This is a genomic window from Tropicimonas sp. S265A (genome assembly GCF_049800835.1).
In the GTDB taxonomy this organism is placed as follows: domain Bacteria; phylum Pseudomonadota; class Alphaproteobacteria; order Rhodobacterales; family Rhodobacteraceae; genus Dinoroseobacter.
The window spans coordinates 42,978-66,216 of the sequence record NZ_JBNAFU010000007.1; the positions used below are offsets into that span (position 1 = coordinate 42,978).

Consider the following 23,239-nt stretch of genomic DNA (forward strand, 5'->3'; position numbering starts at 1 on the left):
ATTCGCTGCGCGCCGTTCAGGCACGCCGGTTCCATGATTGCGACAACAGGTATTTTCCGTGCACGCCAATGAAAAGGGCAATTCGGCGGAGGTTCGCATCAGGTCGGAATTTTCACGTGTTTCCCATGAAAACTCCAAAACTGGACCGGGCCAACTGACAGGTTTATGTCAGTTATAGGTCGAGTTGAGATGGAATCACACGCGGTCATGAGGAAAAGCACACTGACGTCGCCCATCAGCCAGCAGCACCAGCCCGGCACGGAACATGGCATCACTTGCCCACTGCCGGGGCACGACAGCGTTTTCTGCCTGACCACGGCGAGAGCGGCAGGACCAGTCTTGCGCGCGACCGAACAGAGGACAGCCCGCTTCGGGACGAAGGAGCGATGGCGCGACATGATCCTCGGGGCGTCAAGCGGAACTGCGCGGTTCGCGGGCGCGGCAGTCCTGACGCGGCCGGAGTTCAATCGGGTTCTTGCCACCATCGATCGGTCCGGCGTCACGCGTGGCTGTCTGGTGATCCGCTTGCAAACGGCCTGCTGACCCATGCGCCGCACCGACCGTCTCTTCGACCTGATCCAGATCCTGCGCGATGGCAAACTGCACCGCGCACAGGACCTTGCGGAGGCCACGGAGGTGTCAGTGCGCACGATCTACAGGGATATGGAGACATTACAGGCCTCAGGCGTCCCGGTGGAAGGGGAGCGCGGCGTCGGATACATGATGACCGCGCCCGTTACCCTGCCCCCGCTCAACCTGACACTTGCAGAGCTGGAGGCACTGCATCTGGGGCTCGCCATCATCGGGGAGGCTGCGGGCCCCGAGATGCAGGCCGCAGCACACACGCTGTCACGAAAGATAGACGCGGTGTTGCCCGAAGACACCCAAGCGCCACGCCCCGGATGGGGCTTTGCCGTCTATCCCTTTGCCGAAGCCGCAAAAGGCTTTACCCATATGCCACCCTTGCGCGCGGCGATCCGGGCGCGCCAGAAGGTTCTACTGGGCTACACGTCGCTCGACGGGGCCGAAACGGAGCGTGTCGTACGCCCGTTGGAGCTGGAGTACTGGGGCCGGGTCTGGACCCTGACCGCGTGGTGCGAACTGCGCACCGGGTTTCGCGTGTTTCGCTTGGACCGGATCAGCGCCGTGAAACCCATGCCCGCGCTGTTCGTGGACGAACCGGGCAAACGCCTGGCGGACTATGACCCCATGGCTGCGCACCGAGGTGGTGCGTAAGAGAGTTCAGGCGGCAAACACGAAGCACCGGTCGCGCCGCAGCGACAACCACAAGACCGTGTCCGGTTTGGGCAAGAACACCCCCGGCACCGTCGCCCGCAGGATGAGATCGTCGAAATCCATGCGAAATTCGACCAGACTTTCGCGCCCCATGAACCGCGCGCGGGTCACCGTGCCTCGCGCAGGGGCGCCGTCTTGCGGGGTCGGTCTGGGGCCTTGTCCCGCGCGGTCGAAATCGATGCGCAGATGCTGGGGCCGAATGATAATCTCAACCTGGCCGCCATCGGGAACACCCGGAGCGAGGAACTGACCGAATGGCGTTTCCGTAAGCGCGCCCTGAACTTTTCCAGATATAACATTGATATCGCTGAAAAATGCAGCCGCTGCCTTGTCCATTGGCGCATTGTACACGTTGTATGGGGCACCTTGCTGCACGATCCGGCCGTCCCGCATCAGGGCGATATTGTCCGCCATGCGCATCGCTTCGTCCGGTTCATGCGTGACCAGCAACACAGCCGTGCCTTCGTCCTTGAGGACCTCCAACGTGTCGTCGCGGATCCCGTCGCGCAACCGGTTGTCGAGGCCCGAGAACGGTTCGTCCATCAACATGATCCGGGGCCGTGGGGCAAGGGCGCGCGCGAGGGCCACGCGCTGCTGCTCGCCGCCAGACAGCTGATGGGGAAATTTCTTGGCGTATCCGGTCAGCCCGACGCGTTCCAGAAGCTCGCCCGCACGGGCGCGTTTCTTGGATTTTGCGCCATGCAGGCCAAACCCGACGTTATCCTCGACACTCAGATGCGGAAACAGGGCGAAGTCCTGAAACATCAGCCCGATAGAGCGGCCTTCCGGAGGAGTATGGAGCGCATCGGAGGCGATCATCTCCCCATCCACGAGCAGATCGCCGCCATCCTGTCGGTCTACACCTGCAATGATCCGCAGGGTGGTCGATTTTCCGCAACCTGAGGGGCCCAGCAAGCATGTGACCTGCCCCTGTTCGACCTGCAGGCTGACATCGTCGACCACGCGTTTGCCCTGAAACTCGCGCATCAGGTTGCGGACATCCAGCCTTGGAGGGGGCGGTTTCAGCAAAGGCAGCCTCAATCCCGAAGGTTTTACTCGGGATTGGGCGTATCAGCCCTATTCCGCAGGCGCAACCCGCGCCCCGCGCAGGCCCAGACCGACGGCCACGAAACCAATGGCGAGCACCGCCACGCAGATCCACAGAAGCTGATCATATTTGTGCGCCTCGGGCAAAACCCGGACGACGAGTTCCGTATCCCGCCAGAAATATACAAGCGCTCCACCAATCGCCGCCGCGAACGAAACAAGGTAAGACCACAGCGGAATGTCCCGTTTCAGGATCAGACCCGCCACCAACACGGGGGTGAGGAACATAGAGGCCGTGCCGGAAACCGCCACAGCGTCAAACAGGGTCGCATTGCCCCACAGCGTCAGCGCCGTGCCCGCCGCCATGAACCCGACCATGGCGATACGCCCGCCAGCCAGGGTGCGCGGCAGCAGACGCAACTCCTCCACCATGACACGGGCGGACGAAGACAGTGCGGAATCAAGTGTTGATAGGGCCGAGATCAGAAGCGACAGCATCAGCAAGGCCCAGACCCATCCAGGAAACATCGTGGCCCATGTGCCAAGCAGTTGCCCTTCGTATTCGGCACCCGTCAGGCTCGCTTGAATGCCGAACATACCGAAGCCGATGATACACAGGCTGGAAATCCAGAACGCATGCAGGAACGACCAAGCGGTACGCTTGCGATCCGCCAGAAATCCGCGATCCATCATCACCGGGTCATGCGCCGGATACGAAAACACCTGAAGCGCGGCGACGGCCAGCAGAATCCAGCCCTGTCGCGTGCCGGAGGTGCCTTCAGCGCTCAGAACCGCCGCAAGATCGAATTCGGCGGACGTAATGAGCGCGTAGAAGGCGATGCCGAACACCACCAGAAACAAAAGCATCTGCACCACATCCGTCCGTAACGCTGCGGACAACCCGCCCCAGGCGGAATAGGCGAGCCCCAGAACCGCCACGGCGAGAATTGCGATGGTCCCTGCCCCGCTCTGCGGGACCAGGGCATCGAAAATGAGCCCGACCACCAGAAGGTTGGCGAACACCTCCGACAACAGGCGAAGCGCGATGACGATATTGTAGGTGCCGGTTCCGGTCGCGCCGAACCGCGCGCCAAGCCACGCCTGCACCGAACGTCCGCCCTGCGCACGGATGCGTGCAACGATGAAACCGCCGGTCAGAAACGACCCATAGTAGGCAGCGTAGGCCAGCGTGCCGGGCATTCCGTAAAAGTACCCCAGGATCGCGGCGTTCATGAGCGAGCGGGCGAAAATCCAGGTGGTCACCTGGCTGAGTACCAGCGTCCACAATCCCGGCGCCGCCCCCGCTGCGGACCGGCCACCAAAAAACCCGTCCACCGTTGCACGGCGCGGTGCCACGGCGACAGAGGCCGCCGCCACCAGAACGAAAGCCAGCCCAACATAGATCGTCATCATACAGAAACTTCCCGCCGTGTGGTTTGCCAGACCGGGCTAGCAAGGCCCGCTGGAAACGACCAGTCACAACACGATCACCTACGCGTATGTGACTGACGGCGTCGATCAGACCGTCAGGTTCGCCGCGCCGCCATCGATCAGGATGTTCTGACCAACGATGAAGCCTGCATGTATTGAACACAGGAACGCGCAGGCCTGACCGAACTCCTCGGGTGTGCCATAGCGATGCGCCGGGATCGTGGCCTGCCGCGCCGCGCGGGCTTCGTCGAGGGTGACGCCGTCCCGCGCAACAACCGCCGCGTCCAGCGCATCGGCCCGGTCGGTCGCATGGATGCCGGGCAACAGGTTGTTGATCGTCACGTTGTTGGCAGCAACCTGCCGGGCGGTTCCGGCGACATAGCCAGTCAGTCCCGCGCGGGCCGAGTTCGATAGCCCCAGTTGCGGGATCGGAGCGCGCACGGAAACGGAGGTGATATTGACCACACGCCCGAACCTGCGATCGATCATGCCCGGCAACGTGGCCTTCATCATGGCGATCGGGCTCAGCATGTTTGCATCAAGGGCCGCGATGAAATCCTCCCGGTCCCAGTCGGACCACACCCCCGGCGGCGGCCCTCCCGCATTGTTCACGAGGATGTCCACATCCCCGGCGGCATCGAGGACCATCGTACGCCCCTCCTCGGTCGCGATATCGGCCGCAACCGGTGTCACGGAGACGCCAAACGTCTCGGCAATCTGCGCTGCGGTCTTTTCCAGTGCCTCCGCTCCGCGTGCGTTGAGGACCAGATCAACCCCTGCTGCCGCGAGGGCTTCTGCGCACCCGCGTCCAAGGCCCTTCGAGCCTGCGCACACAATCCCTTTCTTGCCTCTGATACCCAGATCCATGCTGTCCACTCCCTGTCTTTTGCCTCGGGGTAGCGCGACAGGGTCTGATTGCCAAGGCCTTGAACGGCGCGCAGACTGGTTGACCCTGATCAAGCCATCACGCAACGCGTTATGGTACCGTAAGGCGCACATGACAGGAGGACGCGATGCGCTCAATTCTGATTGCTACCGACACCCATGCCGACAGCGACCGGGCCCTCGCACGGGCGATACGGATCGCAACGGCTCAGGGTGCCGCCCTGACCGTGCTGTCCGTTATGGAAGACACCGAACAGGACGCAGCACTCACCCTGCGCAAGGGATTGGTGCGCGATCAGCTTGCGCTGCATGTCGGCGCAGACGCACTGGACACGCACATCACCGTCAAGGCCGGAGACCCGGCATCCGAGATAGCCCATGCGAGCGCCGGTTGCGCCGCCGATCTGGTTGTGATGGGGCGCCACCACCACCGCAGATTGCTGGATGCGGTCCGGGCCACCACGGTCGAGAAAATCCTGCAAAGCCTGACCTGCCCTGCCTTGCTGGCAGTTTCACCCGCGGCACAGGACTACGCGCGGGTTCTGGCTCCGGTCGATTTCTCCCGCGCATGCAAGGCCAGCATCGAGGCCGCGCGCGCCCTGGCCCCGCAGGCCGAAATCGACGTTATCCATGCAGTGCAAGTGCCCTATCAAACCGCAATCGCGGCCCCGGGTGCCGTTGGCGATATCTCCCATATGGTGGACCCAACGCCGTTTCTTGAAGATGCAGAGGCGCGCGCAAAGGCATTCAGCCCGGATCAGGCGGTCACGTGCAAGGCGGGTGCGATCAGCAGCGTGTTCGAAGCGGCATTTCAGGAGGCGCGCGCCGATCTGGTCTGCCTCGGCGCGCACACGAAAACAGGGATCATGGATGCGCTGCTCGGCAGCTTCACCGCCGACATGGTCCGCAATCCTCCCACAGACCTGTTGATCGCGCCCCCACCGCGCAGTGCGATGTAGGGCGCGACTGGATCAGGCGTTCACGTCAACGACAACGCGGCCCTTGACCTGTCCTTTCAGGATGTCCGACCCCAACTTGGGAAGATCGGCCATCGTGGCGGGTTGCACCATCGTCTCGAGCTTGTCCATCGGAAGGCTCTGGGCGATCTCGGCCCAGGCGCGGACACGGTCCTCGTAGGGGCGCATGACGGAATCGATGCCGAGCAGGTTCACACCGCGCAACAGGAACGGGATCACAGTTGCAGGAAGACCTGCACCGCCGGCAAGTCCAACCGCCGCGACAGAGCCGCCGTACTTGATCTGACCCAGCACGCGCGCCAGCATCGGTCCGCCGACGGCATCGATGCACCCCGCCCAGGTTTCGGCCTCAAGCGGGCGTTTTACGGTCTCGTTTATGTCCTCGCGGGCGACGATCTGCGTCGCCCCGAGGCTCTTGAGGTAATCTGCCGTTTCGGGCCGTCCGGTGACACCGGCCACCTCGTAGCCCTTCGCCGACAGGATCGCGACCGCGACAGACCCCACACCGCCAGCCGCACCCGTAACCAGAACCGGGCCGTTTTCGGGGGTCAGCCCGTGATCTTCGAGCGCCATAACTGCCAACATCGCGGTGAACCCTGCCGTGCCGACGGCCATGGCCTGCCGCGTGCTGAGTGCGCCAGGCAACGGCACCAGCCAGTCGGCTTTTACACGCGCCTTTTGCGCATACCCGCCCCAGTGGACCTCCCCAACGCGCCAGCCGGTCAGGACAACCTTGTCACCGGGGGCGTAGCGGGCGTCTTCGGACGCCTCAACCGTTCCGGCGAAGTCGATGCCGGGCACGTGCGGGTACTTGCGCACCAAACCTCCGCCCGGACCAATGCAAAGACCGTCCTTGTAATTCACGGTAGAGTATTCGACCGCCACCGTCACGTCGCCCTCGGGCAGCATGTCTTCGGTGATCTCTTCAACCGCAGCGACCGGTTTTTCGTCACCTTCTTTGCGCACGACCAGTGCTTTCATGTCATCCACTCTCCGTTTGATCCGGTTAAATCCAAAACCCGCCACGCACCGTCGCGGTACGCGCGCCTGCTTGTGTTTCGACCAGCAACTCGGTGCCTGCATCCCAGTGGGTCAGACGCACCATGCCGATGGCCACGTTGGTCTGATAGTCGGGCGACCACGCCGCCGAGGTAATCTGCCCGACCCGCGTGTTGCCCGCCCACAAGGGCCACTCCCGGTCACAGCGCCCGACCGGTTCGCCACTGATATCCAGCGCGCGGACCTGCCGGATCGGCCCGTCCATCGACACGCGCATCAAGGCATCGCGCCCCAGACAGCCGATTGCGGTTTCCACATTGCAAAATCGCCCCAGGCCGCACTCGAAGGGCGTATTCGCCCGCGTCATGTCATTGCCGTAGCTCAACAAGCCCCCCTCGATCCGTTCGATCAGGTTGGGACATCCAGCCCGCACGCCCAGATCGGCACCCGCCGTCATCAGCGCATCCCAGAGCGGCATGCCAAGCTCTGCGCCTTCCACGTAAATCTCGAACCCACCCTGGCGCGAATAGCCTGATCGGGCCACGACCAGTTCGCGCCCCTCCCATTGAAAAAAGCCGAACCGGAAAAAGCGCAGGGCGACGGCGTCATCGCCAAAGAGCCGGGCAATCAGCGTGTCCGCTTTTGGACCCTGAACGGCCAGCGGCGAGACATCCGGTTCCTCCACCGAGACCTCGAGCTGGCGCGCGTGGCCCAACGCCTTGACCCACAAAAGCAGATCGCTGTCAGCAATCGAAATCCAGTACCGGTCCTCCGCCAGCTTCAATGCGACCGGGTCGTTCAGCATGCCGCCCGTCTCGTCCACGACGGGGATGTAATAGCACTGCCCCGGAAGCATACCGCGCAGATCGCGCGGGGTCAGAATTTGCAACAGGCGCCCCGCATCAGGGCCGCGCAATTCCACCTGTCGTTCGACGGCCACGTCCCAGATTTGCACGTTTGTTTTCAGGTGGCGGTAATCTGCCTCAACGCTCTCGAATACGGTCGGAAGGAGCATACGGTTGTAAACGGTGTATCCCTTGACCCCGGCCGCCTCCACACCGGGCGAAAAGGGCGTGCGCCGCAGGCGGCGAGAGAGCGAGAGTTCCATCAAAGCCCCTCCGGCATCGCGAACAGGTCGGTGTCGCCAGGACGCGCGCCAGCGGCAGTCAGCATCGCGTGGATCTGGCCGCGATGGTGCGTTTGATGGTTGAAGAAATGCGCCACACACACGGCGAAGGGCCGCTCGACCTGCTGGTTCAGGGCCCCAGAAAACCAACCAAGCGTGCCTTCGAGGGCTTCCGCGTCCAACCGTCCTGCCCAATCGGTGATCTGACGGTCTGCCTCCCGCCGGGCCCGTAAATAGACTGCCCAGCTCGGGGTGAATTCGACGCTTGAGGCAATGCCGCCCTCGGGTTTGTCCCATTCGGCAAAGCGACTCATCCAGATCGTGTCGCCCCAGAGCAGGTGATTGAACGTCGCAAAGATCGAGCCGAAATGCGCGCCGCGAAACTTGGTCAACTCGGCCACAGGCAAGCCCGCCGCCGCCGAGATCAGGCTTTCGTTCTGCCACGCGTTATAGCGTGCCATCATGTGGCAATAGCCGGGCGTGATCATTTCCCGGGCCCGGACCAGTGGATCGGACAAATCTCGGCGGACTTGCCCCCGAAGTCCCACATCCGGCCGAAATCGCGCACCCTGCTTTTGAGCCCTTTCGCGACGATGATGTCGGGTCCCATCCAGTATTTGGAGTTCGAGACCATCACGGGATGATCGGGATCGGCGCCACCGACCATCTCGATCTCCCCTTCGATCTTGCGGCCCACCTTGATCGAACGGCGCGCGCCGTTCGTCCCAATCTCCACGGGCGCGCGCTCCGCACCGACAATGTCGGAGACCAGCAGCGTAAAGAGGCCCGTGGTGCCGCCCGCCGCGCCGGAGAAAATCTTGAGAATGCCGTTATAGGCTTTTTGTGTGGACCGTTCGTCCACGTAGGCCGCGACACGCCAGCCGCCTTCGGCCATGCGGCCCGGAATCTCGACCATCAGCGCGACGTTCAGCCCGGCGAGGGACTCGCCTTCGAAATGGCCCTCATCAATGCGGATCGCCATCCAGGCCTTGCAGTCGCCTTCGGTCGGGGGATGCTTGCCAAGACTGACAACGCACGGACAGAACACGTCGCAGGAGCAATTGAGAAACAGCTCGCCCTTGATCTCCCAACTCGTGGGCTCCATCCGGCGGCGGCGCGGGTTCATCCGCGCGTCGATCCGCTCCATCACCTGAAGGCGGTCGGATTTCTTGTGCTTCGCCATTGTCCCTCCCTTACATACCCGTGGCCGCGTAGGCGATGACAGTCACGCCTGCCGCGATCAAAACGACCCCAGCCGGGCGCGACACCACGTGCGCGACCTGCGGCAGCTTTTCGAGCACCATGAAGGCCGTCGCAAGCCCCATCCACAAAAGGCTCATAGTGCCGCCAACAAACCCGAGCGCCATGATGCCCCAGCAGCAGCCCGCACAATAGCCGCCGAGCCCCGCCCCCATGCGCGCCCCACCGGCAAATCCGGGTGTCCAGTGCCCAAGGTAGTAAGACATCGGGCTGTGACAGACGCCGTGGCAGATCTCTTTCAAGCGGGAAAACTGGTAAAGCCCCACAAAAATCATTAATCCGGCGGATATCCAAAGCGAGGTTGCAGCCCCGAGGTCATCCACCACTCCGGTGCTGATCAGCACCGCCTGCATGAACGCAAAGATCAGCGCCATGCCGATCCAAACTCCGAAATACCCGACCACAACGCCAACCCACCCGGCCCGGCTGCCATCGGCGGATCGGATCAAGGCTTCGTACGTGCCAAGGGCAGGCACCAGTGTGGGCAACATCATCGCGGCCATCATGATCGCCCACATCGGAGCAAGCGCCCCGAACGAGGTCATCGGCATCATGTTCATTGCGACCGGTCGCCCAAGCCAATCAAGACCCGACATCCTCGCCATGCCGAACAGCATGACCCACGCCATCAGGATGGCGGCAAAAAATGCCAGCCAGCAAAGGCTGCGCAAATCAAAAGCTGTGCGAAGCATGTATCCTCCCTAGGCCGCAGGATTTCCGCAGCAAACCTGAATTGTCAAACATTCCCGCACCCCGCGCTCTGCCGTTTTCATTCGCCGACCCGTGCGGTAGAGGCACGGGACTGCCACAGGAAGGCCACCCCGATGATCGAGATTCTGAACATTATAATTGCTTTGTTGAGCATCGGCCTTGGATGCTTCGGCTGGCTCGCGCCGAAATACACAATGGAAGCGTTGGACTTGCATACCGGCGAAACAACGATGGGCGTGTCGGAAATTCGCGCCTCTGCGGGGGCTCTGTTCGTGGGTCTGGGTAGTGGCGCACTGATTCTCGGCGGGCCTGCGGCCTACGCCATGGTCGGGTTCGCATGGGGTGGTGCAGCGCTCGGGCGCGCGACCTCTTTGCTGCGCGATACGGCCCCGACACCGAAGACGTGGGCGTTCTTTGTAACCGAGTTTGCAGTTGCCGCTCTGGGGCTGGCGCTCAACCTGCCTGGCCTGATCGGGGCATGATCTTCAACCAGATGCCGTGACGCGCACGCACCGTCAGATGAGCCTGCGGTTCCGGCACCTGCCCCTCGATCGGCGCAACGCGACAGGACGCCATGATCGCGGAAAGCAACACCACACCCTCGGCCATCGCGAACCCGGCCCCGACACAGACACGCGGCCCGGCAGAGAACGGCAAGTAGGCGTCGCGCTGGCTGTCTTTCGTTGCAGGATCGTCCCAACGGTCCGGATCGAACCCGTCGGGATTGTCCCACAACCGCTCGTGCCGATGCAGATGCCAGGGGCTCAGGACGATCTGCGCGCCGCGCGGGATGCGCCGGTCGCGCCACTCGCGCTGATAAGTGTTCTGGCGCACCATCATCGGCACCGGCGGGTACAGGCGTAGCGCTTCCCGGAAGACATTGCGCGTAAGGGGCAATTTCGACAGGTGCGCAAATGGCATCGAGACCGGGTCGACACTGGCAGCCTCGGCCGCGACGCGCTCTTGTATGTCGGGATGCGCCGCCAGCAGCCACAGCGCCCAGCCAAGCGCGCTGGCAGAGGTCTCATGTCCGGCGAGGAAGAAGATCGCAACCTGATCCACCATTTCCTCCGTCGTGAACAACTCCCCCGTCTCGGGGTCCCGCGTCGTCATGATCTTGGTCGCCAAGTCATCGGGGGCCGTGCCCGCGGCAATTTCTGCCTGACGTGCATCGCACAGTTGGGTGAGTAATTTGCGGATCTTTTCTGCCGCAAGAACCGTCTCGGACCGGTGGAACCGGGGCATCCAGTGCGGCAGCGGAATAAACGCGGCAAGATTCAGGATGGGTTGGCTGCGCTGGTAGGTACGGAACGCTTTGAACACCTTGGTCGCGGTTTCGTCCTGGATCGGGATCGAAAACAGCGTGCGAAACATGACGTCCGCGGCGGCGTGACTGGCCTGTTCCTCAACCTCCACCGCGTCGGCAGCCCCCCGTTCGGCAAGGCGCTCGACCGTGCGGGCAGCGGCATGCTGCATGGCTGGAAAGCTATCGCGCAGACGCCCGCCTTCGAAGGCCGGATCGATGATCCGTCGCTGCCGTTCCCAGACTGCCCCGTTGGTGACGAACACGCTGTTACCCAGCAAGGGGCGCAAACCTTCGTTCACGCGACTGGACTTCGGGTAGTCCTCTGGATTGTCCTGCAATACCTCTTTCACAAGGGTCGGATCGTTGATCAGAAAGGACCGAAAGAAGGGTGTGCGGAACGCGGCCATCCATGCCGCGTAAAGCCGTTCCGGCTGGGCGGACAGGATATCTGCACGGAACAGCTTGAGATATCGCCAGAACGGGACCCAGTCCGGGCGCGGCTTGGGCTTGGGCACACGAGGGTTGGGTGCATTGCGTCCCTTGACGCTTGGGGATGGCGCGCGCCCCTCGAAGCGTTCGGACAATCGTTGGGGGCCTGCGGTGATCGCGAAGTAATCATAATCGCCCGGCTGATCGAAAGCGTGCAGGTACTGGAAATGCAGGCGAAAGAACCGTCGGCGCAACTTGCGCCACGTCTCGGGGCGCAGGGTTTCCGAAAACCGTGCCGAAATCACCAGCGGCCACTTCGTGGCAAGGGTGGACACGCCACTGACGCCAACCGGATGGCACAAGGCAAACGCACATCCATCGCCCGGGGCGGACACGTCCAGCCAGAAGATGTCGTCCTGCTCGCCCATGAGTTTGAGGTCCGCGCGCAACGCGGTGGCATTCGGCAAAAGCGAGATCATCGGCACGACATGACCGAGGGTCATCAACCCGAGGCGTCGGTCGCTCTTGCCGGCACGCACGACACGCGCGAGCACCGATACCGCGAGGTAGGCACCCGAGGAGTGCCCCACCAGCAGAATTTCGTCCGCGTCACTGTCCAGCGCCTTCTCGATCCGTTCGGCGAAAGTATCCAGCCGCACGTCAAGCTCGGGCGGGTATGCGCCGTCTGCCTGGGCGGCGTAGGCGTAGTCTTCCATCAGGTAGTCGGCCAGAAACACGCGATCCAGTTTCCGGAACAGGCGCAGGCCGACCCAGACAACCGCAGCACCGATCAGCGCCCCCATCACGGTGCCCACCTCGCCGAACATCGACCCGATCGTGAAATAGCTATAGGCGGCGGCCAGCGCGATGACCAACTGGAACACCAGCATGGCCACGGGATAGAGCGCGGCGAGGACGGGGCCCTTGCGCAGTGCCAGCAATTCAGACAACACCCCGGACCGGAGATACGTCCAGGACGTTCGGAAGAGTGCTCCGTAAACCGAAGAAATCGTTCCCGGCATCGACGCGCGAACAAGGTCGGACCATTCCAGAACCTCAATCTCCGCGTCGGTATGTGCACCGTCCATGTCCGCTTCGGCAGTCCATGTGGCGCCCCCCGGCCCGCCGGTGACAGAGATCCGGTAATTTGATATCTTGGCCTGCAAGAGTGCTTCGCGACGATACATTTCGCGGTAGCGGCGGCTCGGAAACGGATCGTACCCCGGCAGGTAGAACACCTTTCGTTTGCGCACACCCTGCTGTTGACCTTCGCCTGTCACGCGGTTCTGTCCCGTAATGTACTGCGTCTGCTCGCCCTGGCGCATTACGCACTCCTTGGAAGCCGATTGCGGATTGTACCCCGGGCGTGGTGCGCTAGAACGGAGACATGAGCGCGAAATACGAACTTGATGCCCGAGGGCTGCTTTGCCCCCTGCCGGTCTTGAAAGCGCGCAAGCGTCTCAAGTCGCTAGCGCAGGGGGAGGAACTGCATCTTCTTGCCGATGATCCGGCCGCTATTGTTGATGTGCCTCACTTTTGCGCCGAAAGCGGGCATGAATTGCTCTCTCAAAGGGACGCGGATGACGCGGCGCGTCTTTATGTTATTCGCAAAGGTTAAGACAAGCCGAGGGTTTTGTGCTGCAAAAAAGGCGAGCCAAGGCCCGCCTTCTTGAAATTGTGAGATATTTGTCGCTTAGCGCGCCATGGACCACCATCCGCGGCGCTTGGGTTTCTTGCCCGCCTCTGGATCTGGCTCAGCTGTCTGCTCGGGTGCTGCCGCAGGTTCTGGCTCGGCCGCAACAACCGCCACGTCCTCTGCTTTCTCGGCTTCTGGTTCAGGCTGGGGCTCAGGCTCGGGCTCTTGTGCGACTTCCGCAACAGGCTCAGGCTCCGGGACCGGTTCCTCAGCCAGAGCGTCCGCTGGTACCTCGGCCACAGGCGTATCTGCCTGCTCTTCCGGCGCAACGGCGGTGACGTCTGCTGCCAACGCATCATCAGATTTCTTGCGGCGGCGGCGACGACGCTTGGGCTTCTCGGCGCTTGCGTCGTCGGACTGTTCGGGCGCATCCGGTTCAGCTGAAGTTTCGGCGCCTTGCACTTCGGAAGTATCCGTCTCGCTCTGCGCGGATACCGGCTCTCCATCGCTCGACTGTGTGTCGCCATTGGTCTCGCCACTGGCATCGCCATTCCCACCGCCGCGACGCCGACGCCGACGCCGGCGACGCTTCTTCGGCTTATCGTCGTCCTCGGTGGACACTGCGGCCTCTGCATCCGCGCCGGTTTCAGAGGCGTCGTCTTCCTCGATATCCGCCTCCTCAACCACCGCCAGATCACCGGATATCACCGGGCTGACCGCTTCCGCCACAACACGTGTCGCGGTCTTGAACCGTTCGATGTTGAAATCAGCCCCGGTCATCGATCCGTCGGCTTCCATGCGCACCGACAAACCATGCCGCCCCTCGATCAGCGCAATGTGCTCGCGCTTTTCGTTGAAGAGGTAGTTGATCACGTCCACAGGCGCGCGCACCAGAACCTCTTTTGCGCGGCGGCGCATGCCTTCCTCTTCAAGCGCGCGCACGATGGAGAGCGCCAAAGAGTTGTCCGAGCGGATAAGGCCCGTGCCGTGACAATGATTACAGGGCTGCGTCGTGATCTCCAGCATGCCCGGACGAAGACGCTGACGCGACATTTCCAGAAGGCCAAAGCCCGAAATGCGGCCGACCTGAATGCGGGCCCGGTCGGTCTTGAGCTTGTCTTTCAGGCGCTTCTCGACCGCGTTGTTGTTGCGCCGCTCCTCCATGTCGATGAAGTCGATCACGATCAGACCGGCCAAGTCGCGCAGACGTACCTGGCGGGCAACTTCCTCTGCTGCCTCAAGGTTGGTCTTGAGTGCGGTTTCCTCGATCGACCCTTCCTTGGTGGCCCGACCCGAGTTCACGTCGATCGCCACCAGCGCTTCGGTGATACCGATCACCAGATAGCCACCGGATTTCAGCTGCACGGTCGGGTTGAACATGCCCGCCAGGTAGCTTTCGACCTGGAACCGCGCGAAGAGCGGCAGCGCGTCGGTGTAAAGCTTCACGTTCTTGGCGTGGGACGGCATGAGCATCTTCATGAAGTCCTTGGCAAGACGGTACCCTTCCTCGCCCTCAACCAGCACCTCATCGATATCGCGGCTGTAAAGATCGCGGATCGAGCGTTTGATCAGGTTGCCTTCCTCGTAGATCTGCGCGGGTGCCGACGATTTCAGCGTCAGGTCGCGAATTTGCTCCCAAAGACGCTTGAGATACTCGTAATCGCGCTTGATCTCGGTCTTTGTCCGTTTTGCCCCTGCCGTGCGGATGATCAGACCAGCACCCTTGGGCACGTCGATCTCGCCAGCGATTTCCTTGAGCTTCTTGCGATCGGCTGCATTGGTGATCTTGCGGGAGATGCCGCCACCGCGCGCAGTGTTGGGCATCAGGACACAGTACCGCCCCGCCAGGCTCAGATAGGTGGTCAGCGCCGCACCCTTGTTGCCACGTTCTTCCTTGACGACCTGTACCAGCATAACCTGGCGGACCTTGACCACTTCCTGGATCTTGTAACGGCGCACCGGTTTGCGCGGGCGCACGATCTCGTCCGTGACGTCCGTGTCGGCCACATCTTCGATCTCGGTTGCGGCGGGGCTGTCTTCTTCTGTAGCCTCCGCAGGGGTCTCTGCCGGTTGCTCTTCGTCTTTCTTGCGGCGACGTGAGCGCCGGCGCTTGGGTTTCTCAACCGGAGCTTCGGCCTCGGGCTCCGTTGCGGGCGCGTCCTGCTCCCCGGGTGTTTCGGCCTCGGCGGAGGTATCCGCATCGTCAATGACCGCAAGTGGCCCGTCCTCGCCGCTGGCCTCGACCACATCCATGCCGGGGATTTTCTTGTCCCCTTCAACTGGTGCCGCCTCGGCCTCGTCCGGAACGGGTGCTGCATCCTCGGACGTCACGGTCGGATCGTCGCCCTCGATCGCGTGCGCCATCGTTGACGGCCCCTTGTCCTCGTCGTCTCCGGTCTCAGCGCCGGGGCCATCGGTCGGCTCGACGTCCGACACTTCGGCCACCTCGGGAGCACCCTCTGCACTGGGATCCTCGGCAGGTGGCTCCGCCGGGTCAGCCGCTTTCGTGGCCTCCGCTACTGGCTGATCGGTCTGCGCTTCGGCAGACTCGACTGCCTGCTCTTCCGACTGGGTTGTCTCGGGCTTCTTCTTGCGACGCGAGCGCCGCTTTTTCGGCTTTGGCTCGTCATCCTCGGCCTCAGCTTCCGCATAGGCCAGCTCTTCTGCCAGGATCGCCTCGCGATCAGCAACCGGAATCTGGTAGTAATCCGGGTGGATTTCCGAGAACGCCAGAAACCCGTGGCGGTTGCCGCCATAGTCCACGAAGGCCGCCTGCAACGACGGCTCGACCCGGGTTACCTTTGCGAGATAGATATTGCCGGCGATCTGCCGTTTGGACACGGACTCAAAGTCGAACTCCTCAACCTTGGTTCCGTCCACCACCACGACGCGGGTTTCCTCCGCGTGGGTGGCATCGATAAGCATCTTCTTTGCCATTGTGTCTTTCTGCACAACCGACCGAACCCTGGTGGCGCAAGGCCCCGTGGCGAGAGGGTTGTGGTGTTTTGAGCAATGCCGACCGCGCGGCACAGTGGCTGGACGGGACCCTGTCCCGCCTCCTCAGCCCTGCCTGCCTCGTCGCGTCGCATCGCGTTTCTCCGGTGCCGGTCGTACCGGCGCCTGTCTAGATCCATACCCGCAAAAGGCATGGGATGAGCTGGGCTGGTCCGAGCGCCCGGATGCCGGGCCGTTCTCGCCAAACCCTGAAACTCTGCAATGCCGCATGTCCGACGGACGTTCCGCGGCGGCGGGCGATTGCAGGTAAACCTGAAAACCGAACGACAGCGCCCGACGGTGGGCGCGCGTCCGTCCCCCTAGATAAGGGAAGCTTGCCGTGAATTACAACGATTGATTTTATCCGCCCCACAACCGGGGCGGGAAATCAGCCACCGAGCAGATCGGGAACGATCGTGACAACGCCCGGGAAAAGCCACAACAGACCGAGAGCGCAGACCTGGATCACCACAAACGGGATCACGCCGCGATAGATATGCGCGGTGGTCACCTGCGCCGGCGCTACCCCGCGCAGGTAGAACAGGGCAAAGCCGAATGGCGGGGTCAGGAACGAGGTTTGCAGGTTCACTGCGATCATGATCGTCACCCAGGCCGGATCAAGCGTGCCGCCATAGATCACGGGCCCTACAATCGGGATGACGATGTAGATGATCTCCAGAAAGTCGAGCACGAAGCCAAGAACGAAGAGCACCGCCATCACGATCAGAAACACGACGATCTCGTTGTCGAAGGCGCGCAGGAACTGCTGGATGTAATGTTCGCCCCCGAATGAGATGACCACGAGGTTCAGGATCTGGCTGCCGATCAGGATCGTGAACACCATAGAGGTGACCTTGGCCGTCTCGCGCACGACTGGCGCCAGAACGCTGCGCCGCCACAGCACCCAGCATGCGTAGAGCAACCCAATCATCGCAATATGGTATGCGCCCTGCGCGGCGAAGATCGCGATCCAGTCCGCGATGGTGATCCCGTCACGCCCGGTCCGCAGATCAAAGTTCATACCGATGATGATCATGAGCAGGATGCCAAAGGCCGCCGCAAGGATCAGCTTGGCAGAGCGTTCATCCTCCCGCAGCTTGCGATAGGCCGCGAGCATGATGGCGCCCCCAGCCCCGAGCCCGGCGGCAGGCGTGGGGTTTGTTATGCCGCCAAGGATCGACCCCAGTACCGCAACGATCAGGATCAGCGGCGGGAATACAACGCGGATCAGGTCGTTTCCGGCCAGCCGGACCACTGCGGTCCGGCATCCGTAGACGGTCAGTGCGAACGGGATCGCGAGCACCATAAAGGTCCACCCCGGCCCGGACAGCGGCGAGATCAACAGGATGTCAATCAAGACAGCCAGCCCAACACCAAGCGCCCCCACGATCAGCGGCGTTGAATCCTGGGTCGGCGCGACACCTCTCGCCACAGCCAAGACAAGCGACAGCAACAGGAAAATCGTCGCCACCCCCGTGCCGATCGGGGCCGCATCTGCGAGCCGCACGGAAATGGCCGCTTCAATCTCTTCGGCCGTGCGCTCCCGGGCCTGTTCCCCGCCTGACGCCCCGTCGGCAATCGCCTGTGTCTGGGCGACGGCGCGGTCCCATTTCTCCTGCCCGTGCAACGCGATCATCGATGCCTGACACTGCGGCGAGACGTTGGTGCGCAGTTCCGCACCCTGCCCCTGCTCGGTCATACCGGACACGGTAAGGTCTTGTGAGCCGACAATACCTGCCTGCCCGAAAGCCAGTACCAGCACGATAAGCGTGCCGGGCACACCAAGGAACCATGTCAGGGCTTCCCCTTTTGTGATTGGTTCCACATTGGTTTCGCCCATCTGGACAGGCGGTGCCTTCGCCGGATTGAAAGCCGCGTAGCCAAAGGCATAGGCCGCATAGAGGAAGGCCAGCAAAATGCCGGGAAGCAAGGCTGCCTGAAACAGCGTGCCGACCGACAGGACCGCAGGCTCGCCAAGGAACGTCAGCGCATCGGTACATCCCGCAAGCTGGGCGCGTGTTTCCTGCCCTGTGGCGTACATGTCACCCGCCAGCGTTCCCAGCAGAACGATCACGATGGAGGGCGGAATGATCTGCCCCAGCGTCCCCGAGGCCGCAATAACACCCGTGGCAAGCTCCGGGGCATATCCGTTGCGTAACATCGTGGGCAGTGCGAGCAGCCCCATTGTCACCACGGTTGCCCCGACAATCCCGGTGGAGGCCGCGAGGAACGCCCCGACGACAACAATCGATACCGCCAGTCCGCCCGGCAGGGGGCCGAACACCCGTGCCATCGTTGTCAGCAGGTCGTTCGCGATCTTGGAGCGTTCCAGCGTGATGCCCATCATCACGAACATCAGCACAGCCAGAAGCGTTTCAATGCTTTGACCCGCGATGACACGTTCGTCCATCCGGTTGACAATGAAACTCAGGTTTCGGTTGAGGGCCTGCTCCCAACCGCCTGGAAACAGGGCCTCTTCCACCCTTGGAAGATCCGGGTAACGGAAGACGCTGATCGCATCTCGTGCCACGCCTTCGGCAATCAGGGCCGCATATTCGGCAGAACGCGTATCGATCGCCTGGTGGATCAGTATGCCCGCACTGTCGAGCGCGGCGATGATCGCAAAACTTATGATGCCTGCTCCGCCGATGGCAAAGGCCACCGGAAAGCCAGACATAATCGCCGAGAACAGAGTCAGAAAGACGATGATAAGACCGATTTCGATCCCGTCCAGACCAAACAGCATACCCGCGCGCCCCTAGTGAATTTCCGCCGCGCGTTCGGCGGTCTCGTCACCCAGCTTGTCCGGGTCGTGGAATTTGTCGGCGCTGTCCTCGCCCTCGACATATTCGAGGAAGGATCGATAGAAGAACGCCACGGCCTGAATGATCATCATCACGCAGAAGCCAAGGAGCAGGAATTTGAACAGGATGTAGCCGTCAAAGCCATTCGGACTGAACCCGATGGTTTCCACGTTCCATTTCACAGCGCGCGCCTTCATCAGCGTCCGTTCCAGCGTGTCAGAGGCGTTCACCTTGGGATTGATCAGATGCCGCCACAGGAAGAACCATGCGTAGAAATATGTCAGCACCAGCGCCGGGATCATGAAGAACAGCGCGCCGCCCATGTCGATCAGGCGTTTTGTGCGATGGCTGACATTGGCATAGACCAGATCAACCCGAACATGGCCACGCTGGGTAAATGTCCAGGCGCAGCACAGGCAAACGACGACCGCGTTCCAGAGTTTCAGGCTGTCGCCCCACCATCCGACGGATTCCGTCATCCCGACCCCGAACGGACCGATGGAAATCTCGCCAATCCGGAAGATGGATTGCAGAAAGACGACCATGATCTGTTGCAACACCATCAACAGGCCCGCCCAGGCGGCGATACGCCCCACCGTGTTTGCGAACCCTTCCATCCCACACACGACACCCCAAAGGAAATCACGCCGGACCCAGCCGATGATCCAGACAAGAAGGGCCACGTTGAAAAGCGCAAAGAACAGTTCAGTCGACGCGCCGTAGTGCACGAGGCGCATCAGGTTGGTCTTGTCTGAATAGTCGAAATACGTGCCAGCATTCAGCAGCACATGCACGACGCCGGCAAGGCCGAGGTACATTTGCGTGATCACCCAGAAAAGGCCATCAAGGATCATGCGTCAGCTTTCGAATGAAGCGGGGGCGCGACCTGCGCGCCCCCTGATCGTGCATCAAAGACTTGCGAGCACGCGGTCGCGCTGCGCGGTGTAGACGCCGTCGGACTTCGACACCCAGTTGGAGGTGTCTTTCATCGACTTGAGCACCGAGTCATGGATCTGGGCAAAGAACTCGTCGCTGCGGTTCTCTTCCATGACCTCTGCGGTGGCCGCACCGTACGCATCCCAGACGTCCTCGGTGAACTCATGGGTCTGCACGCCTGCTGCCACCAGACGCTGTAGCGCCGGGCCGTTGTTGGCAACGAACAGCGAGTAGTTGTGCTGGTGCGCTTCGGCGGCGGCAACTTCGATCGCGCGTTGGTGCGCGCGGCTCAGGCTGTTGAAACGGTCAAGGTTGACGGACACCTGCAGACCGGTCGCGGGCTCATGGAACCCAGCCGGGTAGTAGTGCTTGGCCACTTCCTGAAGCCCCAGCTTCTCATCCGACCATGGGCCGATCCATTCCGTGCCGTCGATCGCACCGGTGGACAGCGCCTGGTAGATCTCGGAGGCAGGCAGAACCTGAACCGAGGCACCAAGTTTGGCGACAACCTCGCCACCAAGGCCCGGCATGCGGAACTTGAGGCCCTGAAAGTCCTGCGCGCTGTTGATGGGGTTGCGGAACCAGCCGCCACCCTGCGCGCCGGTGTTGCCGGCCGAGAAGTTGCGCAGACCGAAAATCTCGGTCAGTTCGTGGTGCAGCTTCATGCCGTCCTGTGCGTAGTACCACACCATGTATTCCGACACGGTCATACCAAAGGGCACCGCGCTGAAGAAGGCTAGCGCCTTGGACTGGCCGAGGAAGTAGTAGTCGGCGGCGTGGTACATGTCAGCCTGACCGGCGGATACCGCGTCAAATACCTGCAAGCCACCCACAAGCTCGCCCGATGCTTTCGCATCAATGGTCAGGGTGCCGTCGGTGATGTCGGCCACGTTGTTGACCACACGCTCCACTGAGTCCCAGACCCCTGCGAGGCCACGTGGCCAGCTGGTCACCATGGTCAGTTGCTCTCGCCCCTGGCTCAGCGCCGGTGCGGCCAGCGCGGTCGCGGATGCGCCGCCAAGCGCTGCTGTTTTGAAGAATTTACGACGATCCATGATTGGTTCCTCCCGATTTGGCCCGCCCGATCGTTGCGTCGGCTCCAAGGCTCTCGTCATTGCGGATGTAGGCGTCGCACAGGAACTGCCCAAGGAAAATACCTACAACTACTTAGAACGGCAGTTTTTGCTGGATTTTTGGGCTTTTTGCGAACAATACGCCTGAATTGACGGTGTCTCCACGGTCTGGGACACTGGCGCCGGGCGTTGACGGAGTAGCTCACATGCAAGCGCTCAGGGCGCTCTTTCGGATCGACTATGGCCAGCGGCTGTTCCTGCTGGCAACGATCCCGCTGGTCCTTGCAATGGCAGGCGTCGCGATGGTCGTGACCAATCAGGCACGCGTTCTGGCGGAGGAAGAAATCCGTGTTCTGGAACAAGAACTTCTGGAAGCGAAGCGCCAGGAACTGCGCAACTACATTGCAATTGCGCGCACTGCAATCAACCCGGTCTACGGGCGTGCAGGCCCGAACGATGCGGCAGCGAAATTGCGTGTGACTCAAATTCTTTCCGCCCTGATCTACGGGCGCGAAGGGTACTTCTTCGTCTTCGATTACGATGGCACGAACCTTGTCGCCCCCCGTCAGACGGAGCTGATCCAACGCAACTGGGCGGGGCTGACCGACCCGTCCGGCACACCGATCGTCGATGAACTGATTGCCCGGGCGCGGTCCGGCGCCGGCTACCACGAGTTCGAGTGGACGCGCCCGTCCTCGGGCGAACCGGGACGCATGATTGCCTATGTGATCGGCTTGCAGGACTGGCAGTGGGCCATCGGAACCGGCGTTTTCATCGACGACGTCTTGGCATCGGTGGCCGCAGCCCGGGCCACGACCGAAGCCCGCCTCGACAGGACCTTCTTGTGGATCAGCGCAGTGACCCTGCTGGCGTTACTTGCAGTTTTTGCAACCGGGCTGGCGTTGACGCAGCGCGAGCGGCGCGTTGCCGATACCAAGCTGAAGGCCCTTACCCAAAGGGTACTGGACACGCAGGAGGAGGAACGCGGCCGCGTCGCGCGGGAACTGCATGACAGTATCAGCCAGCTGCTGGTCGGCATCCGCTATGCCTTGGAACTGGCCCGACGCAGGGTCGACAACGGAGATGCCCGCGCCAGCGCGAATATCGAGCGCGGCATTGACGGGCTTAACGAGGCCATTCACGAAGTCCGTCGGATTTCGCGGGACTTGCGGCCGGGGCAGCTGGACGATCTTGGCCTCGGCCCCGCGATCCAGTCACTCGCCGAGGAGTTCAGCACCCGGACCGGGATCGAGACAGACGTGAAAACCGTGGTCTTTCGCAATCGGCTGGACAAGGATGCCAAGATCGCCCTCTACCGTATCGCGCAGGAAGCCCTGACCAACATCGAACGGCACGCCGAGGCGGGCAAGGTGAAGCTTGAGTTGTTCGGGCATAAGCGCGGAGCGACACTGCGAGTATCGGACAATGGCTGCGGGATGGAAGACGCCTCTGCCGTAGCCCCCGGCCTTGGACTGCGCAACATGGCCGAGCGCATGGAACAACTCGACGGAACCTTGCGGGTCTTGTCCAGCGACAGCGGCACGCAGATCGAGGCAACCGTTCCCCTGAGCCACATCCTGCCTCCAGACCCGGACGAACGCGTCGCAGCGCCGGAAGACATTCGAAGGAAAAGTGCATGAATGACCAGCCACGTATCCGGGTGCTGATTGTCGATGACCATCCGATGGTCGCCGAGGGGATCGAGGCGATCCTCGAAAGCTACGAAGACCTGCAGGTTGTCGGTACCTTGTCCTCCGGCCGCGAACTCATCGAAAAACTGGCCGATTTCAACCCGGATGTGGTGCTGCTCGACCTGAACATGCCTGACATAGGGGGCTTGTCAGCGACAGAAATGGTGCTGGAGCGCACGCCAGAGATGCGCATCGTGATCCTGTCGATGCATGACAGCCCGGAATACATCTCGACCGCGCTGAGCCATGGCGCGCGGGGATATATCCTCAAGGACGTGCCGACCGAAGAAATCCGAACCGCGATCACCGCGGTGATGGCCGGTCAGACCTACCTGTGCACCGGCGCAACGGCGTCGCTGAAGCCCAGCACGGCGGATGGGCGCGAACCGCTGACGCAGCGCGAGCAAACGATCCTGCTGCAACTCGCCTCCGGCAAGTCCAACAAGGAGGTCGCGCTGACCCTCGACATCTCAGTGCGCACCGTCGAAACCCACCGCAAGAACATCAAGCGCAAGCTTGGCATCTCGTCCACGGCGGGGCTGACACGCTACGCATTGGAGCATGGCGTCCTTCAGGGAACCGGCGCACGACTCTGACGCGCAGGCGAGAAAAACCTATCTGCCCTCTCCGCACTCAGA

General features: G+C 62.2%; 21 protein-coding genes. 8 read left to right on the top strand and 13 right to left on the bottom strand.

Features of this window, described 5'->3' with window-relative positions; translation table 11 throughout:
- Positions 1 to 207: 207 nt before the first annotated feature.
- On the top strand, positions 208 to 543 hold the full coding sequence (locus ACP15N_RS15625) for a hypothetical protein (RefSeq protein ID WP_425093260.1): 336 nt from the start codon (positions 208 to 210) through the stop codon (positions 541 to 543).
- A 3-nt stretch (positions 544 to 546) separates the two neighbouring features.
- Complete coding sequence (locus tag ACP15N_RS15630; RefSeq protein ID WP_425093261.1) at positions 547 to 1,236, top strand: helix-turn-helix transcriptional regulator; 690 nt, start codon at positions 547 to 549, stop codon at positions 1,234 to 1,236.
- A gap of 6 nt (positions 1,237 to 1,242) precedes the next feature.
- Here the strand turns inward: ACP15N_RS15630 and ACP15N_RS15635 are convergent, their stop codons facing one another.
- The 3 genes from ACP15N_RS15635 to ACP15N_RS15645 all read right to left on the bottom strand — a co-directional run bounded on the left by ACP15N_RS15635 (position 1,243) and on the right by ACP15N_RS15645 (position 4,641).
- Positions 1,243 to 2,283 carry an ABC transporter ATP-binding protein gene (locus tag ACP15N_RS15635; protein ID WP_425093445.1) on the bottom strand — a complete coding sequence of 347 codons (1,041 nt, stop codon included), beginning with the start codon at positions 2,281 to 2,283 and terminating at the stop codon, positions 1,243 to 1,245.
- Positions 2,284 to 2,373: 90 nt separating this feature from the next.
- Positions 2,374 to 3,756: a sodium:proline symporter gene (locus tag ACP15N_RS15640; RefSeq protein WP_425093262.1), complete on the bottom strand. Its 1,383-nt coding sequence runs from the start codon at positions 3,754 to 3,756 to the stop codon at positions 2,374 to 2,376.
- A gap of 105 nt (positions 3,757 to 3,861) precedes the next feature.
- Positions 3,862 to 4,641, bottom strand: coding sequence for an SDR family oxidoreductase (locus tag ACP15N_RS15645; RefSeq protein ID WP_425093263.1), 780 nt, complete (start codon positions 4,639 to 4,641; stop codon positions 3,862 to 3,864).
- A gap of 146 nt (positions 4,642 to 4,787) precedes the next feature.
- On the opposite strand from ACP15N_RS15645, the gene ACP15N_RS15650 reads away from it, so the two are divergent.
- Positions 4,788 to 5,618 carry a universal stress protein gene (locus ACP15N_RS15650; protein ID WP_425093264.1) on the top strand — a complete coding sequence of 277 codons (831 nt, stop codon included), beginning with the start codon at positions 4,788 to 4,790 and terminating at the stop codon, positions 5,616 to 5,618.
- A 12-nt stretch (positions 5,619 to 5,630) separates the two neighbouring features.
- Here ACP15N_RS15650 and acuI read toward each other — a convergent pair whose 3' ends face one another.
- From acuI to ACP15N_RS15675, 5 genes are read right to left on the bottom strand one after another with little or no spacing between them, the layout of a single operon-like run.
- On the bottom strand, positions 5,631 to 6,617 hold the full coding sequence (gene acuI / locus ACP15N_RS15655; RefSeq protein ID WP_425093265.1) for an acryloyl-CoA reductase: 987 nt from the start codon (positions 6,615 to 6,617) through the stop codon (positions 5,631 to 5,633).
- 25 nt (positions 6,618 to 6,642) lie between these two features.
- The gene (locus tag ACP15N_RS15660) at positions 6,643 to 7,743 is read right to left on the bottom strand and encodes a dimethylsulfoniopropionate demethylase (protein WP_425093266.1); all 1,101 of its coding nucleotides are present in this window, start codon (positions 7,741 to 7,743) and stop codon (positions 6,643 to 6,645) included.
- Positions 7,743 to 8,249, bottom strand: a complete 507-nt coding sequence (locus ACP15N_RS15665; RefSeq protein WP_425093267.1) for a DinB family protein — start codon at positions 8,247 to 8,249, stop codon at positions 7,743 to 7,745. Before ACP15N_RS15665 ends, ACP15N_RS15660 begins: the two co-directional genes overlap by 1 nt.
- The gene (locus ACP15N_RS15670) at positions 8,246 to 8,944 is read right to left on the bottom strand and encodes a DUF1326 domain-containing protein (RefSeq protein WP_425093268.1); all 699 of its coding nucleotides are present in this window, start codon (positions 8,942 to 8,944) and stop codon (positions 8,246 to 8,248) included. Before ACP15N_RS15670 ends, ACP15N_RS15665 begins: the two co-directional genes overlap by 4 nt.
- A gap of 10 nt (positions 8,945 to 8,954) precedes the next feature.
- Positions 8,955 to 9,713: a DUF2182 domain-containing protein gene (locus ACP15N_RS15675; protein WP_425093269.1), complete on the bottom strand. Its 759-nt coding sequence runs from the start codon at positions 9,711 to 9,713 to the stop codon at positions 8,955 to 8,957.
- Between the two features lie 132 nt (positions 9,714 to 9,845).
- Between ACP15N_RS15675 and ACP15N_RS15680 the strand changes: the two genes are divergently transcribed.
- Positions 9,846 to 10,214, top strand: a complete 369-nt coding sequence (locus tag ACP15N_RS15680) for a DUF4345 family protein (protein WP_425093270.1) — start codon at positions 9,846 to 9,848, stop codon at positions 10,212 to 10,214.
- Here the strand turns inward: ACP15N_RS15680 and ACP15N_RS15685 are convergent.
- Positions 10,186 to 11,553, bottom strand: a complete 1,368-nt coding sequence (locus ACP15N_RS15685) for a cytochrome P450 (RefSeq protein ID WP_425093446.1) — start codon at positions 11,551 to 11,553, stop codon at positions 10,186 to 10,188. The two genes, ACP15N_RS15680 and ACP15N_RS15685, sit on opposite strands and share 29 nt — an antisense overlap.
- Before the next feature lie 1,301 nt (positions 11,554 to 12,854).
- Between ACP15N_RS15685 and ACP15N_RS15690 the strand changes: the two genes are divergently transcribed.
- Positions 12,855 to 13,085 (top strand): sulfurtransferase TusA family protein, encoded by a 231-nt coding sequence (locus ACP15N_RS15690; RefSeq protein WP_425093271.1) that lies wholly within the window; start codon positions 12,855 to 12,857, stop codon positions 13,083 to 13,085.
- Positions 13,086 to 13,160: 75 nt separating this feature from the next.
- On the opposite strand, the gene ACP15N_RS15695 is transcribed toward ACP15N_RS15690, so the two are convergent.
- From ACP15N_RS15695 to ACP15N_RS15710, 4 genes are all read right to left on the bottom strand, one after another.
- Entirely contained in the window at positions 13,161 to 16,040 is a 2,880-nt protein-coding gene (locus tag ACP15N_RS15695; protein WP_425093272.1) for an Rne/Rng family ribonuclease, read from the bottom strand.
- 445 nt (positions 16,041 to 16,485) lie between these two features.
- Complete coding sequence (locus tag ACP15N_RS15700; protein WP_425093273.1) at positions 16,486 to 18,843, bottom strand: TRAP transporter large permease subunit; 2,358 nt, start codon at positions 18,841 to 18,843, stop codon at positions 16,486 to 16,488.
- Positions 18,844 to 18,855: 12 nt separating this feature from the next.
- Complete coding sequence (locus ACP15N_RS15705) at positions 18,856 to 19,755, bottom strand: TRAP transporter small permease subunit (protein WP_425093274.1); 900 nt, start codon at positions 19,753 to 19,755, stop codon at positions 18,856 to 18,858.
- A gap of 54 nt (positions 19,756 to 19,809) precedes the next feature.
- Positions 19,810 to 20,892 (bottom strand): TRAP transporter substrate-binding protein, encoded by a 1,083-nt coding sequence (locus tag ACP15N_RS15710; protein ID WP_425093275.1) that lies wholly within the window; start codon positions 20,890 to 20,892, stop codon positions 19,810 to 19,812.
- On the opposite strand from ACP15N_RS15710, the gene ACP15N_RS15715 reads away from it, so the two are divergent.
- From ACP15N_RS15715 to ACP15N_RS15725, 3 genes are read left to right on the top strand one after another with little or no spacing between them, the layout of a single operon-like run.
- On the top strand, positions 20,891 to 21,058 hold the full coding sequence (locus ACP15N_RS15715; RefSeq protein WP_425093276.1) for a hypothetical protein: 168 nt from the start codon (positions 20,891 to 20,893) through the stop codon (positions 21,056 to 21,058). The two genes, ACP15N_RS15710 and ACP15N_RS15715, sit on opposite strands and share 2 nt — an antisense overlap.
- A gap of 58 nt (positions 21,059 to 21,116) precedes the next feature.
- Complete coding sequence (locus ACP15N_RS15720; RefSeq protein ID WP_425093277.1) at positions 21,117 to 22,550, top strand: cache domain-containing protein; 1,434 nt, start codon at positions 21,117 to 21,119, stop codon at positions 22,548 to 22,550.
- A complete protein-coding gene (locus ACP15N_RS15725) occupies positions 22,547 to 23,197 on the top strand; it encodes a response regulator (protein WP_425093278.1) in 651 nt (216 codons plus the stop codon). The genes ACP15N_RS15720 and ACP15N_RS15725 overlap by 4 nt, the downstream gene beginning before the upstream one ends.
- The last annotated feature ends 42 nt before the right edge of the window (positions 23,198 to 23,239 follow it).